The sequence below is a fragment of the Nocardia vaccinii NBRC 15922 genome, assembly GCF_001613305.1.
Classification (GTDB): Bacteria; Actinomycetota; Actinomycetes; order Mycobacteriales; family Mycobacteriaceae; genus Nocardia; species Nocardia vaccinii.
Map to the genome: position 1 here is coordinate 53,404 of NZ_BDCC01000033.1, position 13,833 is coordinate 67,236.

Sequence of the window (13,833 nt, forward strand, 5' to 3'; positions counted from 1 at the left end):
GTCAATTGCCTCGCTTGCGACGCAGGATGGTGAGCAGGCGGTCATCGTCCAGGCGGGCCAGTTCGGCGATCGCGTTGGTATCGGAATCGGCGGCGGTGGTGAGGTCGGCCAGCGCCGATTTACGGCCGTGCATGTTCGCTATATGTTCTTCGACGGTCGTTCCGGTGGTGAGTGTGGTGACGGTGACCGTGCGGGTCTGGCCGATGCGGTGGGCGCGATCGGAGGCCTGCGCCTCGACGGCGGGATTCCACCAGCGGTCGTAGTGGATCACGTCGGCCGCGCGGGTGAGCGTCAGCCCGGTACCCGCCGCCCGCAGGCTCAGGATCAGCACCGGCGGCCCGTCGGCCGACTGGAACCGCGTCACGATTCGCGTGCGCTCGTCGGTGCCGAGCCCGCCGTGGAAGAACGGTGCGGTGACGCCGAGGCGTTCGGCGCAGTGCCGCACCAACAACTCACCGGTACGGCGGAACCGGGTGAATACCAGCGTCGGATCACCGAGTTCGACATTGTTGGCCAGAATATCGGCGCAGACATCGAATTTCCCGGAGCGCCCGGACAACTCGCCGAGATCGCCGGAGATCAGGCCGGGGTGGTTGCACACCTGGCCGAGCGCGGTGAGCACCGCCAGCACGCGCGAATGCCGCTGGACTCCACTGCCGAAGCCCTCGGCCTCGGCCCGATTCAGCAGTTCGTCGTAGATCCGCGCCTGCTCGTCGGTCAGATCGCAGATCAGATCGCAGTGGATCTTCGCCGGCAGTGCCGCGGCCACCTGGGACTTCTTGCGGGTCAGCACGATCGGTTCGAGGGCGTCCCGCAGTCGTAGCGCCGCGTCGGCCGAACCCTCGTGGATGGGCCGCACGAACCGCCGCCGGAATTGTGCCTTGTGTGTGAAGGATTGGGGCACAACGAGGTTGAGTAACGCCCACAGCTCGTCCAGATGGTTCTCCACCGGTGTTCCGGTCAGCGCCACTCGCGCCTGCGCGGTGAGCGAGCGCGCGGCCTTCGCGACCTGGGTGCGCGGATTCTTCAACACCTGCGCTTCATCGAATATCGCTGTTGTCCAGAAACGTTCGCCCAGCGGGCCGGCATGACCGCGCAACGTCGGATAACCGGCGACCACGACGAGATCCGCTGTGGGGGAGGGCAGCTCGCCTCCACGCCAGGCGACCGGCCGCAGACTGGGCGCGAAACGTGCGATCTCGTGCACCCAGTTGCTCACCAGCGACGTCGGGCACAGCACCACCTGCGGCCCGTCCGCCGCGCGCCCGAGTAGAAATCCAATGGCCTGCACGGTCTTTCCCAGGCCCATCTCGTCGGCGAGTACCGCGCCGCCGTGCACGGCCGTGGTCTCCCGCAGCCAAGCGACGCCGCGTGCCTGATAGGGCCGCAGACGTGCTCGCAGTGTCGTATCGAGTTCCGCCGCGACCGCCAGCGTGCCGGTGAGCGCGCGCACTGCCCGGTCGGCCGAAATGATCCCGGTACCAGTGGCATTCGGCACCGCATGGGCGGCGGGCGGCAGAGTGCTCGCATCCGCGCCGCCGTCCAGAGCCGCGCGCCAGGCGCGTACGGACGGGGTGCCTCGCGCCACGGTGAGATGCTCCGGTTCGACCAGCGTGCAGTCGACCGGCGTGACGGCGATATCGCCCGTCGTCGACGGAATCGCCAGCGAGATGCGATCCGGCTCGCCCGGTCCGGTGGGCGCGGGGCCGGTGCGACGCCCGGTCCAGGTCCACAGGGCGAACATGTGCCGATCGGGCAGATAGGTGGCGTGCGTGGTGGGCAGGGCATACCTCACTTATCGGCGTACAGCGTACGGTGTAGAGTAACGCCGTACAGTGTACCGAAATTTCAGGGAGTAGCGCCGTGCCGGACGAATCGGCCCTCGACCAGGCCGCACGCCTGATGAGCCTGCTGTGGCGTGACGCGTTGCCGCCTCCGACGCGGGCGCGCGGACCGCGGCAGGGCCTGTCCGTTGACACGGTCGTGCGCGCCGGTATCGCGATCGCCGACCGTGATGGGTACGACCGGGTGTCGATCCGCACGGTCGCCGCCGAACTGGGCGTGCGGCCGATGAGCCTCTACACCTATGTGCCCGGTAAGGATGCGCTGATCATGCTCATGGTCGACGCGGTCGCCGCCGAGGACGCCCCCATCGATGCGAGCCTGCCGGTGCGTGCGCGAATGGCGGCGATAGCGCGAGGGGTGCGCGCCGAACTCCTGGCCCACCCGTGGCTACTGGAGGTGCCGCCGTGGCGTCAGGTGCTCGGGCCCGGCCGGATCCGCCGATTCGAACGCCAGCTCGCGGCACTGGACGGCGCCGGATTCGACGATCTGGAGATGGATCGGGTCATCGCGGTGCTGTCCGAATTCGCCACCGGGAACGCCCGCATGGCGGTCGCCGCCGCGCGCAGTGCGCAGGAGATGAGCGATGCGCAGTGGTGGGAAGTGCACGGCCCGCTGCTGACGCAGGTCATGCCCGAGGCGGACTACCCATTGTCGAGCCGGGTGGGCGCCACGGTCGGTCAGGCGTATCAGGCTCCCGGCGATCCCGACGGGGCGTTCGACTACGGCCTCGCGCGATTGCTGGACGGCATCGAGAATCACCCGCGATAACCGGCTCCGTGGATGCGAAGCAGTCGATTGACCTGTCTGCGTGCCTAGACGAGATGAATCGGCATTTCCGATACGGTGGCTAGCTGGTAGCCAGCGTGGTCGACAGGAGGCGCGGAGTTGATATCTCGTCGGATAGGTCGCAGCACGCGGATGGCGGCGATCGCCGCGGCCACGCTCTTCCTCGTCGCGGTCGGCCTCGGGACCGGAGCCACCGACGCGCATGCCGATCCGATCATGACGTCCGGTTCGCTGCTGGGCGACCAGTCCGCGCCCGATGGTTCACGGGTGCAATCGGCGAGCCTGCTCGGCAAACGCGACCTGCGGCTGATGGTGTACTCGGCGGCGATGGACAAGGCTTTCCCGGTCAACGTGCACCGCCCCGCTGACGCTTCCGTCCCGCGCCCGACCTTGTACCTGCTCAACGGCGCGGGTGGCGGTGAGGACACCGCGACCTGGGATCACAACACCGATATCGTGTCCGGATTCATGGCCGACAAGAACGTCAACGTGATCCAGGTGATCGGCGGCGCGTGGAGTTACTACACCGATTGGATCAAGGACGACCCGCATCTGGGCCGCAACAAGTGGCGGACGTTCTTCACCGAGGAATTGCCGCCGATCATCAATGCGGCGCTGGGTACGAATGGCGTGAATGCCATCGCCGGAATTTCCACCTCGGGGACCACGGTGCTGGCGCTGCCGATCTGGAAACCGGGTCTGTACCGCGCGGCCGCCGCGTACAGCGGGTGCGCCCAGACCAGTGATCCGCTCGGTTCGAGGTACGTCAGGCTGACCGTCGACGTATGGGGCGGGGGTAACGCGGACAACATGTGGGGCCCGGACGGTTCGCCCGAGTGGGCGGCCAACGATCCCTATCTGCACGCCGACAAGCTGCGCGGGCTGGACCTGTACGTCTCCTCCGGCAGCGGCTTGCCGGGCCCCTACGACATGTTGGACGGTCCTTACGCGCTGCCCGGTCCGGGCGGGCTGGCCGACCAGCTCATCATCGGTGGTCTCATCGAGGCGGGTGTGAACTACTGCACACACAATCTCGCCACCAGGCTCGGGCAGCTGGGCATTCCGGCGACCTTCAACTTCGAGCCCTCGGGCACACACTCGTGGGGATATTGGCGGGAGAACTTCATCAAGTCCTGGCCGGTTCTGGCCAAGGGGCTGGGTGTGTAGGGACCTTCGGGAACGAGAAACGGGCGGCCCCGAGAGGGACCGCCCGTATGCGTACTTCGGAAGATTCAGTTGTCGAGCGGACGTGAGGAGCTGATTACAGCGCCGGTGCCGACTCCGTATCGATCACGGCCTCGAGCTCGCGCAGACGCTCCATGTGCTCGTTGGCGTGATGCTGGCAGAAGAGCAACTCACCGCCGGCAGGAAGGACTGCGCGTACACGTGCAGCCGCCCCGCAGCGGTCGCACCGGTCGACCGCGGTCAGTGGGGTGCTAGTCAGGGTTCCTGGCATGACTCCTCCGTCCTGGCTCCCGGTGCAGAAGACCGTTCGCCTGGGTGTGGGGCCCGCGGTCTCCTCCGCGAGCTCGCTGCCGCTACTTCCCAGCAGTGGTATTGACTACTCTCTCAGACGTTTGGGACGGGGGCTTTGTTCCCGAAGATGTTTCACTGTGTTTTCCGTAACATGACCAGGCGTTTCGCTGTACGCGAACATGCCCGTAGGAGACGGTCCCACTTTGCTTTCGGTTGTCGAGAACTTGCCGATCCAGTTGTCTGATCGGAGATTACCCCGGGGCACCGACACTCACACTCGGGATGCGGCAAACTTCGAGGCCAGAGGGTGTGGCGAATCGGCTAGGGTCGAGGCATGGACGCGACCGAAGCCCCAATCCCGCACGCGCGCAGGCTGGTTCACATGTGCACCCGCGAGGAATGGGATCGCGCGCGGGCCGAGGGGATTCGGCGCACGGAGTCGCTCGATGCCGAGGGCTTCATCCACCTCTCCGCGCCGCAGCAGGTTCACCTCCCGGCCAACCGATTGTTCGGCGGCCGTCACGACGTGGTTCTGCTCTGGCTCGATCCCGACCTGCTCGGCGCATCCGTGGCCTGGGAACCGGGCGTCCCGACGGATCCGGAATCGATGCGCTTCCCGCATCTGTACGGCCCGCTGCCGATGCGAGCTGTGGTGTCGGTCACCGAGTATCGGCCGGGCCCGGATGGGAGCTATCCGGCGCTGCCGGAGTAGCCGCGCGTCGTCGCGCGCCCAGCCGTTCCAGTCGTAGCGAGATCAGCAGGGCCAGACCACCGAACGCGAACCCGATCAGGACCGCGGTCAGGTGGCCGTAGTCGGTGAAAGTGCGTCCGCGCCACACGCCCAGGACATACCAACCCAGGAGACATACCGACCATACGATCCGTGCGAGACCGGGCAGATGGAAGGCGAGCGCGGCCAGCACCGCCGAAAAGCCGTACGAGGTACCGACATCCGCGGCATGCACCACCTTCACCGGAATCAGTTGATGCTGCACCGCATAGGCGATACCGGTGACGACGATCAACGTCGCGCCGACGTGACCGACCGCGAATACCAGGATCCAGCGCACCGTGCCCAGCCAGCGTTCGGCGAAGGCCATCACGATGAGAAAGCCCAGAATCGTCCCCCACGGGAAGCCGCCCTCGGTCCAGAACGCGGAAGCGACCAGTACCTGAACCGGTTCGTGGCGCATATTGTGCAGATTCGTGGACAGCGACAGGATCAGCCGGTGCCCGGCGACATCGCTGATCCCGCGCAGGGTCCACCAGGTGACGAACAGGGTGAACGCGTAGGCCCAGGAGGCCGGTGCGGCGCCGAGGTGGTCGCGGGCCGCGCGCAACGCCCGTGGGGCCCGCCCCGGGGGGCGCCACCAGTCCCGCAGCTCCTGCCGGACCACACCGACGTCGATGGTCCGCGTCCAGGGGGAGCGGTAGTGGATCAGCGCGGTGACGGGCACACGATCATCCTCGCGCGCGCGAGTGGCGCCCGCTCGGCAACGCGCCTTCGAAATCGGGTGATGTCCCGTGCGGCGGATCGGTCGGGCCGCGGTCCTGTCCTCGCCGGGGCCGGTCCGTTCGGGCGGACGCATCCGCGCGCCCGTTCGTAGCGGGGCCGGAGTCGTTGCACCGCAGTCCGATTCGAGCCCGGGTACGACGGCGGTCCGGTCAGTCCCGGCTGGGCCAGTAGCGGCTGGCGTGCTGACCCTGAATGCGCGAGAGGTCGGGCTCGTCGGGATCGGTGATGCCCACCTGCAGGAACAGCAGGATCGTCACCATGCTGACGCCGATGATCAGCGGGGTGAGCAATGCCTGTGCCGTCGCGCCCGAAGGCATGCTCATCTGGTCCGACAGATGGGTGTGCATGGCGTACATGCCGGTGTAGTGCATCCCGCAGACCGCGATGCCCATGGTCATCGCCGCACCGATCGAGGCCAGCACGCCGCGTACGTGCAGAGCGAACCAGAGCGCCGCGGAGGAGGCGAGGATCGCGATGGCGATCGAGAGCAGCACCATCCAGGGGTCGTATTCCATTGCGGCATTCGACTTCATGGCGTACATGCCCGCGTAGTGCATCGCGGCCACGCCGAGTCCGGTGGCCGTTCCGCCGGTGAGCAACGAGGCGGGCTCACCCTGTCTGCGGACCACGACCCAGAGTCCGATCCATACCACCGCGATCGCGAGCACCGCGCTCAACAACGTGATGGGGATGTCGTACCGGATGCTCGCGCCGTGGATCGAAAAGCCGAGCATCGCAACGAAATGCATGACCCAGATGCCGGTGCCGCCCAATGCCACCGCCGCGGTGATGATCCATCCCCGAGGCTGGGGGCTGGTGCGGGCCCGGGTCATGCACCGCAACGCCAGCAACGACCCGATGACGGACAACAGATAGGCGAGAGCGGGTGTGAGCCACCCGTAGGTGAATTGGTCGATAGCGGGCATGCCGACTCCTTGCTAGCCAGTCCTCGCCTCACCGATCGGCGAAGACATCACCGCACAGTAGCCGCGTACTCGCTGGTAGCAAATTTAGACCTGAAACATCCGGTAAATTGCTGGGATGTGTAGAGGGGATTGCCCGGATTCGGGCCAGGTCGACGTGGTTGCACGACCAGTCGGCGTGTCGCGAGTGCGTCAATGGCACTGGAACGCCGCGGTCCGCCGATCGGGCGAATATCGGGCGACCATGGACCGGTACCGGACTGCTCGCGCGGAACAATCAGTCGCACAAGCGAAGTCGCCATTCGGTGCGATCGTCGCCGAACCGGGTGTGCCGCATCCCGGGGCCGGGCGATGCTACAGGAACGGCGGCGGGCGCAGGTCGAGTCGGCGCATCATGCGGTCCACCAGATCGGGAGGCATTCCCGGCTCGCGCCGGGCGGCCATCGCCTCGGAGCGGCCGGCCTCGAGCACCTCGTGGGTGATCGCACGAATCGTATGGGAGAAACGCAGCGGTTTGGCGGCATCCTTCACATCGCCCGCCGTCGGCGGATCGGCGGTGGCCAGACGGCGTTCGAAGCCCTCGCGCAGACGCTGCGAAACCGCGGGCGGCAGCTGCTCGTTGTCGACGAGCTCGTCCAGCCGGGTCAGTTCGGCCCGCAGGATCCGTACCCACAGCCCGCGTTCGAGGGCGCGCTCGACCTCGGTGTCCGCCTGGACGTGACTGACGCGCACCACCGCGGGCAGGGTCGTGCCCTGTAGCAGCAGCGTGAACAGCACCACCGCGAAGGCGGTGAACAGGATCTCCGAACGTCCCGGGAACTGCGCGCCGGACTCGGTGGTGAGCGGAACGGCCAGGGCCAGCGCGACGGAGGCCACCCCGCGCATGCCGGCCCACCACGTCACGATCGTCTCGCGCCAGGTGTGCGGCTCATCAGTGGTACTGCTGTGGAAAACGCCGCGCATGATGAGCGTGGTGGTCATCAGCCAGGCCAGGCGCAACCCGACCACGACCGCGATGACGATGCCCGCGCCGGCCAGCAGGCGCGGCCATTCCGGCCCGGTCGCCGCGAGCACCGAACTGAGCTCGAGACCGATCAGCCCGAAGGCGAATCCGGTCACCAGCATATCGATGACGTCCCAGAACGAATCGCCGACGATGCGGTAGTCGCTGTCGCTGAAATCCGTTGCGGCGTCGGTGAGATACAGTGCGCACACGAGAACCGACAGCACCGCGGAACCGTGTGCGGCCTCGCTCAGACCGTAGGCGGCGAACGGCAGCATCAGACCCAGCGCCACCTGCCAGGGCGCCTCCTCGAGACGGCGCATGATCCGGCTGCCCACCCAGCCCAGCACCAAGCCGACCACGATCGCGACCACCGCGGAGATCACGAACTCCAGAACCGTGTGCAGCGTGGAGATCTTGCCGGTCGCGACGGCCTGGATGGCCACGTTGTAGAGCACGATAGCGGTGACGTCGTTGAACAGGCCCTCACCCTCGAGCACCGACATCAGGCGGCGAGGCAGGCCGAGCCGATCGGCCAGCGCGCTCACCGCGACCGGATCCGGTGGCGCGACCACCGCGCCCAGGGCCAGTGCCGCGGCCACCGGTACAGCCGGATACCAGAGGTGGAATACCGCGGCCACGGCCGCGGCCGTCACGACGACGAGCCCGACCGCGCGCAGCAGAATCGGAGTCGCGTTACCGGCGAACTGCTGCCAGGAGGTGCGCCGGGCCGAGGCGTACAGCAGTGGCGGCAGCACCAGCGGCAGGATCAGTTCCGGGGAGATGGTCACATTCGGTATCTGCGGAACGATCGCCAGTACCAAGCCGAAGACGGTCATCAGTACAGCCGGTGCGAGACCTGTCTTACGCCCCAGCGGCTGAGCCAGAATCGTCGCGAACGCCAGAATGAAAACCAATACCAACTGCTCCACAAATGATCAGTCTGCCAGCATTTGTGTTGTCGGCGAAGGCATGTCGCCGGGTAGTCCGCGGAATTGAGCGCCGGAAACGTTGTGCGGGAAGCGAATTGGTGATGATGCGAACGCGCGAGCGTCGCCGGGTTTCCCCGGCGACGCTCCCGTCGACTCGCGTACTAGTCCAGGTAGTCCCGCAGCACCTGGGAGCGGCTCGGATGACGCAGCTTGCTCATCGTCTTCGACTCGATCTGCCGGATGCGCTCACGGGTGACCCCGTACACCTGACCGATCTCGTCGAGGGTGCGCGGCTGGCCGTCGGTGAGGCCGAAGCGCAGCCGGACCACGCCGGCCTCGCGTTCGGACAGCGTCTCCAGCACCGACTGCAGCTGATCCTGCAGCAGCGTGAAGCTCACCGCGTCGACCGCGACCACGGCCTCGGAATCCTCGATGAAGTCGCCGAGCTGGGAATCGCCCTCGTCGCCGATGGTCTGATCCAGCGAGATGGGCTCGCGGGCGTACTGCTGGATCTCGAGGACCTTCTCCGGGGTGATGTCCATTTCCTTGGCCAGCTCCTCGGGCGTGGGCTCGCGGCCCAGGTCCTGCAGCAGCTCGCGCTGGATACGGCCCAGCTTGTTGATGACCTCGACCATGTGCACCGGGATGCGGATGGTGCGGGCCTGGTCGGCCATCGCGCGGGTGATCGCCTGACGGATCCACCAGGTGGCGTACGTGGAGAACTTGTAGCCCTTGGTGTAGTCGAACTTCTCCACCGCGCGGATCAGGCCGAGGTTGCCCTCCTGGATCAGGTCCAGGAACGCCATGCCGCGGCCGGTGTAGCGCTTGGCCAGCGACACCACCAGACGGAGGTTGGCCTCCAGCAGGTGGTTCTTGGCGCGGTTGCCGTCGCGCATGATCCAGTTCAGATCGCGGCGCGTGGTGACCGGCAGCTTGTCGCCCTTCTCGGACAGCTCGCGGAACTTCTCGGTGGCGTAGAGGCCGGCCTCGATCCGCTTGGCGAGCTCGACCTCCTCCTCCGCGTTGAGCAGCGCGACCTTACCGATCTGCTTGAGGTAGGCACGCACCGAGTCGGCGGAGGCGGTGAGCTCGGCGTCCTTGCGGGCCTGCCGCAGCGCCTCGGACTCCTCCTCGTCCCAGACGAAGTCACCGGAGGCCTTGTCGGCCGCGGTGGGCTCGTCGGCCTCGGCCTCCTCTTCCTCGGCGGCCTCCTCGACGACCTCCTCCTCGGTGAGGTCGTCCTCGGAGACTTCCAGATCGCCCAGATCCTCGAGGTCGATGGCCTCCTCGTCCAGGTTCTCCTCGCCCTCGCCGTCGGGCCCGGCCTTCTTGGTCGTGGCCTTTTTGGCCGGGACCTTCTTGGCCGCCGCCTTGGCGCCGGCCTTCTTGGCAGGCGCCTTCTTGGCAGCGGCCTTCTTGGCCGGGGCCTTCTTCGCGGCAGCCTTTCGGACCGGCCGTGCGGCGGCGTTCTCTGCGGAGTCGGCCTCGTCGGCCGATTCGGCGGTCTGTCGGGTATTCGTGGCTACCACGTACGCCCTTTCGTGACTGTGTTCGTGCGGCGTCACGCCAGAGTGATCATTCCGGCGGAGCGGTTCTGTCGGGGTATCCCGGCTCTGGTGCCGGGGTCGGTTTCCGGCTCACCGCCGGGCATGCGTTCCATTGTAACTATCCGAACGATGTGCTTACGGCGCGATACCGGCATCGACGGCCATCGCGGCCCCCACGATGCCCGCGGTATTGCGCAGGTGCGCGGCCACCACGGGGGTTCGGTTGCCCAGCAACGGTATCCAGTGCTCGGCGTCGCGGCTGATGCCGCCGCCCGCCACGAACACGTCCGGCCACAGCAGGTTTTCCAGGGTCACCAGCACCTTGGTCACCTGCGCGGCCCATTCCTTGTAGGACAAATTCTTTCGTTCCTTGACCGAGGAGGCGGCCCGGTGCTCGGCCTCCTTGCCATCGATATCAATGTGTCCGAATTCCGTATTCGGCACCAGCGTGCCGCGGTACATCAGGGCCGAGCCTATACCGGTGCCGAAGGTGAGCAGTATGACCAGACCTTCGATATTCTTGGCCGCGCCGTATCGGTCCTCGGCCAATCCGGCGGCATCCGCGTCGTTGAGCACCACGACGTCGCGACCGCCCAGGGCCAGGGAGAACAGCTGACGTGCGTCGGTGTCCACCCAACTCTTGTCGATATTGGCGGCGGTGCGAGCGATGCCGTTGACCATCACGCTGGGCAGCGTGATGCCGACCGGGCCGTCCCAGTCGGCCTTTTTCACCAGCTCGGAGACCGTCTCGGCGATGGCGTTCGGCGTGGCCGGATGCGGCGTGGCGATCTTGATGCGCTCGTGGGCGAGGTCTCCGGTCGTCAGATCCACTAGCGCGCCCTTGACGCCGCTCCCTCCGATATCGATCCCGAATGCTTGTCCCCGAGTGGACATTGACGACTCCTCGTTCCTGTGATGCCGGGCCGAAACAAGTGCGGGCGGCACGATACACGCCGATGTGCGTTGGAGCGCGCGACGGACAGATCTGTGTCGTGCACGACAAGCCTAATGCGCGTCGCGGGACATCTGTGATGCGATGGAGGTCGTGCCGGAATCGACCACCTCTGCCGTCCCTGTCCCCAGCTCCGAACACATTACCGAATTGCGCAGTGTCGCAGTACATCTCGCGCAAACCGCGGCCGCTCACGTACGTCTGCGGCGGACCGAGGTCCGCGGCGCGGCGGGCGCGTTGCGCGCGGACGCCGTGCAGTCCAAGAGCACCCCGACCGACCCGGTAACCGTCGTGGACACCGAGACCGAGGAGCTGATCCGCGATCTGCTCGCCGAACTGCGTCCCGGTGAGCGGGTGTTCGGCGAGGAGGGCGGCGGCAGCGTCGGCGACGGGTCGCAGATCGTCTGGGTCGTCGACCCGATCGACGGCACCGTGAACTTCATGTACGGCATCCCGGCCTATTCGGTGTCCGTCGCCGCGATGCGGGACGGCCGGTCACTGGCCGGTGCGGTCGCCGACGTGGCCGGGGGGCAGGTGTACTGCGCGGGCCTCGGCGCGGGAGCCGAACAAATCGGCCCGGACGGAACGGTGACCACGCTGCGCTGCTCCGCGGCCGACACGATCTCGATGGCGCTGCTGGCGACCGGTTTCGGGTACAGCGCCGAACGCCGCGCCAGGCAGGGAGAGCTGATCGCGGAGGTGCTGCCCCGAGTGCGCGATATCCGGCGGATCGGCTCGGCGGCCCTCGACCTGTGCATGGTCGCGGCCGGTCTGGTCGATGCCCACTACGAGCACGGGCTCAACACCTGGGACTGGGCCGCGGGCGCGCTGATCGCCGCCGAGGCGGGCGCGCGCCTGCGCCTGCCCGCGGCCGGAACGGTCGCGAAAACCGGTGAACTCGTCGTCGCGGCCGCCCCCGGCATCGCGGATGAGCTCATCGGACTCTTCGACGAACTCGGCGTCTCGAAGCCGGTGCCGTAATTCGGGCACACCCGGACAACCTCAACCTTGGTTTGCGGCGCGGGCAAGCCTTACAGCGCCGCGCACCCGCCGGAGCGAAGCGGAGGCCGAGAATACAGCTCAGCAGTTGGCAGTGCGGGCGGCGTCGAGGAGGCCGGAGTCGACAGCGGGGTTGCCCGGGGCCGGGTTCTTCAGGGACTTGAGCACTTCCTCGGCGTTGTCGCTGGGCTGCAGGTCGTTGCCGAACAGAGAGCCCAGGGCCAGGTCGACGGTGTCGTCCTTGCGGTGGTCCTCGATCAGTTCCGCGCAGGGGGCGACGAGTTGCACCGCCGCGGCGGCGGGACGGCCGCTGACGCCGAAGCGGATCTGACCGGTGCAGTTCAGATCGCCGTTGACGTAGACCGGATCGTTGGCGTACTGCGGCGGCGGCGGGCCCGCGAAGCCGTAGTCGCGCAGGCTGGTGGCGATGTGCTCGGCCAGGCCGCGCTCGCCCGAGGCGTTGTAGACGCGCACCTTGGCCTGTGCCAGCGGCGCCGGTTCCACATCGTGCAGGCGCGAGGGGGACACCCGCTCACCCAGCCCCATCGGTTGCGCCGACTTCGGGTCGGTGGCCGGGGACGGCGAGTTGCAGGCCATGGCGGCATGGCTGTGGTCCTCGGTCGTCAGCGCCTTGATCCAGACGATCGCGCAGATCAGTACCAGGATCGCAACCATCGCGACCCACGGTTGATAGCGCCTCCGCAGGAACGGACGCCCCTTCTTATCGGTCGGGCTGCCTTCGGTGATCAGTGAAACCACATGCACACCATACGAGTTGGCTGGTCGTAGCTGTGTCATTGGCCTCCGCTTCGCTCCGGCGGGTTTGCTGGGGCTTTGGCCTCCGCTTCGCTCCGCCGGGTTTGCGGCGCTGTAAGGCTCACCGCCCGGCCCCGTGTCGGGCACTCGTTCCTCGCACCCGCCACGCGTCCGGGCGGCAAGCCCGCGCCGCAAACCGCGGTTGCGGTGGTTCGGTGTTGGCGAACGAGGTGTGCCAGGCAGGTGTCCTCTCGTGGGTGTGGGCGTGCCTTGTCTGAGCTGAGCTGGGGTGGATTGGGCAGCACAGGGGCAGTGGGGGCGGTGGTGGGGTAGTTGTGAGGCAGTGGCGCGAGTAAAGATTGGGTCTCGTATCGGTCACGGGGCGTGTCAGGAGTGGACACCGAATCGTGTAGGTGCTCGTTCGACGTGTCGATTGACCCTCAGTTTCGACTCACGAGTGTTTTGATTGCGACTTTTGCCCGTACGTCCGCTATTGTCTGGCGGCCTGATTCGAATCGACCGAGGTGAATCAGGTGTGCGTTATCGGGAACAACCAGGGCACGTCCTGCGTTTACCGAGCGCGATCCGGAATGGATTCCGCAGATCCGGACCGGTGTGCGACCGGTGTACACGTGACGTACACCACCGGCGGGGCGGTACTCGCCGAGCCGATTCCGAGAGGGATCGACGCGGAGGGAACCGGTCCGGGATATATGAAGTGAGGACGAGGGGATACGACATGGCAACCGACTATGACGCACCTAGGCGCACCGAATCCGATGAGGTTTCCGAGGACTCGCTCGAGGAGCTGAAGGCCCGTCGCAACGAGGCCGCGTCCGCCGTCGTGGATATCGACGAATCCGATACCGCGGAGTCGTTCGAGCTTCCCGGGGCGGATCTGTCCGAGGAAGTGCTCTCCGTACGGGTGATCCCGAAGCAGGCCGACGAGTTCACCTGTTCGAGCTGCTTCCTGGTTCATCACCGCAGCCGACTCGCCAGCGAGGCCGGCGGACAGCTCATCTGCATGGACTGCGCCGCCTGAGCAGGGCGCAGACGCACCACGGGGCGGTGATCCGCGGTGAGCCCCACGGCCACGCG

Annotated in this window: 13 protein-coding genes; 5 read left to right on the forward strand and 8 right to left on the reverse strand. The window is 67.1% G+C overall.

Annotated elements, in window-relative coordinates:
- Position 1: 1 nt before the first annotated feature.
- A complete protein-coding gene (locus NV1_RS21505) occupies positions 2 to 1,744 on the reverse strand; it encodes a DEAD/DEAH box helicase (protein WP_067894627.1) in 1,743 nt (580 codons plus the stop codon).
- Positions 1,745 to 1,902: 158 nt separating this feature from the next.
- Between NV1_RS21505 and NV1_RS21510 the strand changes: the two genes are divergently transcribed.
- The gene (locus NV1_RS21510; RefSeq protein ID WP_067894629.1) at positions 1,903 to 2,613 is read left to right on the forward strand and encodes a TetR/AcrR family transcriptional regulator; all 711 of its coding nucleotides are present in this window, start codon (positions 1,903 to 1,905) and stop codon (positions 2,611 to 2,613) included.
- 150 nt (positions 2,614 to 2,763) lie between these two features.
- On the forward strand, positions 2,764 to 3,798 hold the full coding sequence (locus NV1_RS21515; protein ID WP_067894094.1) for an alpha/beta hydrolase: 1,035 nt from the start codon (positions 2,764 to 2,766) through the stop codon (positions 3,796 to 3,798).
- Between the two features lie 94 nt (positions 3,799 to 3,892).
- On the opposite strand, the gene NV1_RS45845 is transcribed toward NV1_RS21515, so the two are convergent.
- On the reverse strand, positions 3,893 to 4,087 hold the full coding sequence (locus tag NV1_RS45845) for a DUF7455 domain-containing protein (protein ID WP_067664704.1): 195 nt from the start codon (positions 4,085 to 4,087) through the stop codon (positions 3,893 to 3,895).
- Between the two features lie 354 nt (positions 4,088 to 4,441).
- On the opposite strand from NV1_RS45845, the gene NV1_RS21525 reads away from it, so the two are divergent.
- Positions 4,442 to 4,819, forward strand: a complete 378-nt coding sequence (locus tag NV1_RS21525) for a DUF952 domain-containing protein (protein WP_067894098.1) — start codon at positions 4,442 to 4,444, stop codon at positions 4,817 to 4,819.
- On the opposite strand, the gene NV1_RS21530 is transcribed toward NV1_RS21525, so the two are convergent.
- The 5 genes from NV1_RS21530 to ppgK all read right to left on the reverse strand — a co-directional run bounded on the left by NV1_RS21530 (position 4,767) and on the right by ppgK (position 10,922).
- Positions 4,767 to 5,564, reverse strand: a complete 798-nt coding sequence (locus tag NV1_RS21530; RefSeq protein WP_174557465.1) for a rhomboid-like protein — start codon at positions 5,562 to 5,564, stop codon at positions 4,767 to 4,769. The genes NV1_RS21525 and NV1_RS21530 overlap by 53 nt on opposite strands.
- 208 nt (positions 5,565 to 5,772) lie before the next feature.
- Complete coding sequence (locus tag NV1_RS21535; RefSeq protein ID WP_067894104.1) at positions 5,773 to 6,549, reverse strand: MHYT domain-containing protein; 777 nt, start codon at positions 6,547 to 6,549, stop codon at positions 5,773 to 5,775.
- Positions 6,550 to 6,900: 351 nt separating this feature from the next.
- On the reverse strand, positions 6,901 to 8,481 hold the full coding sequence (locus tag NV1_RS21540; protein ID WP_067894108.1) for a Na+/H+ antiporter: 1,581 nt from the start codon (positions 8,479 to 8,481) through the stop codon (positions 6,901 to 6,903).
- 161 nt (positions 8,482 to 8,642) lie between these two features.
- A complete protein-coding gene (locus NV1_RS21545; RefSeq protein ID WP_067894632.1) occupies positions 8,643 to 10,010 on the reverse strand; it encodes an RNA polymerase sigma factor in 1,368 nt (455 codons plus the stop codon).
- Positions 10,011 to 10,163: 153 nt separating this feature from the next.
- A complete protein-coding gene (ppgK, locus tag NV1_RS21550; protein ID WP_067894112.1) occupies positions 10,164 to 10,922 on the reverse strand; it encodes a polyphosphate--glucose phosphotransferase in 759 nt (252 codons plus the stop codon).
- 142 nt (positions 10,923 to 11,064) lie between these two features.
- Between ppgK and NV1_RS21555 the strand changes: the two genes are divergently transcribed.
- The gene (locus NV1_RS21555; protein ID WP_084525608.1) at positions 11,065 to 11,961 is read left to right on the forward strand and encodes an inositol monophosphatase family protein; all 897 of its coding nucleotides are present in this window, start codon (positions 11,065 to 11,067) and stop codon (positions 11,959 to 11,961) included.
- Between the two features lie 99 nt (positions 11,962 to 12,060).
- Here the strand turns inward: NV1_RS21555 and cei are convergent, their stop codons facing one another.
- The gene (cei, locus tag NV1_RS21560; protein ID WP_067894638.1) at positions 12,061 to 12,738 is read right to left on the reverse strand and encodes an envelope integrity protein Cei; all 678 of its coding nucleotides are present in this window, start codon (positions 12,736 to 12,738) and stop codon (positions 12,061 to 12,063) included.
- Positions 12,739 to 13,474: 736 nt separating this feature from the next.
- On the opposite strand from cei, the gene NV1_RS21570 reads away from it, so the two are divergent.
- Positions 13,475 to 13,777 carry a DUF4193 domain-containing protein gene (locus NV1_RS21570; RefSeq protein ID WP_067587334.1) on the forward strand — a complete coding sequence of 101 codons (303 nt, stop codon included), beginning with the start codon at positions 13,475 to 13,477 and terminating at the stop codon, positions 13,775 to 13,777.
- Positions 13,778 to 13,833 lie beyond the last annotated feature (56 nt).

Excerpts from the sequence above, each read along its gene's own strand:
- NV1_RS21555 (WP_084525608.1), top strand. The coding sequence starts at position 11,065 with ATGGAGGTCGTGCCGGAATCGACCACCTCTGCCGTCCCTGTCCCCAGC.
- NV1_RS21570 (WP_067587334.1), top strand. The coding sequence starts at position 13,475 with ATGGCAACCGACTATGACGCACCTAGGCGCACCGAATCCGATGAGGTT.
- NV1_RS21535 (WP_067894104.1), bottom strand. The coding sequence starts at position 6,549 with ATGCCCGCTATCGACCAATTCACCTACGGGTGGCTCACACCCGCTCTC.
- NV1_RS45845 (WP_067664704.1), bottom strand. The coding sequence starts at position 4,087 with ATGCCAGGAACCCTGACTAGCACCCCACTGACCGCGGTCGACCGGTGC.
- NV1_RS21525 (WP_067894098.1), top strand. The coding sequence starts at position 4,442 with ATGGACGCGACCGAAGCCCCAATCCCGCACGCGCGCAGGCTGGTTCAC.
- ppgK (WP_067894112.1), bottom strand. The coding sequence starts at position 10,922 with ATGTCCACTCGGGGACAAGCATTCGGGATCGATATCGGAGGGAGCGGC.
- NV1_RS21505 (WP_067894627.1), bottom strand. The coding sequence starts at position 1,744 with ATGTTCGCCCTGTGGACCTGGACCGGGCGTCGCACCGGCCCCGCGCCC.
- NV1_RS21515 (WP_067894094.1), top strand. The coding sequence starts at position 2,764 with ATGGCGGCGATCGCCGCGGCCACGCTCTTCCTCGTCGCGGTCGGCCTC.
- NV1_RS21510 (WP_067894629.1), top strand. The coding sequence starts at position 1,903 with ATGAGCCTGCTGTGGCGTGACGCGTTGCCGCCTCCGACGCGGGCGCGC.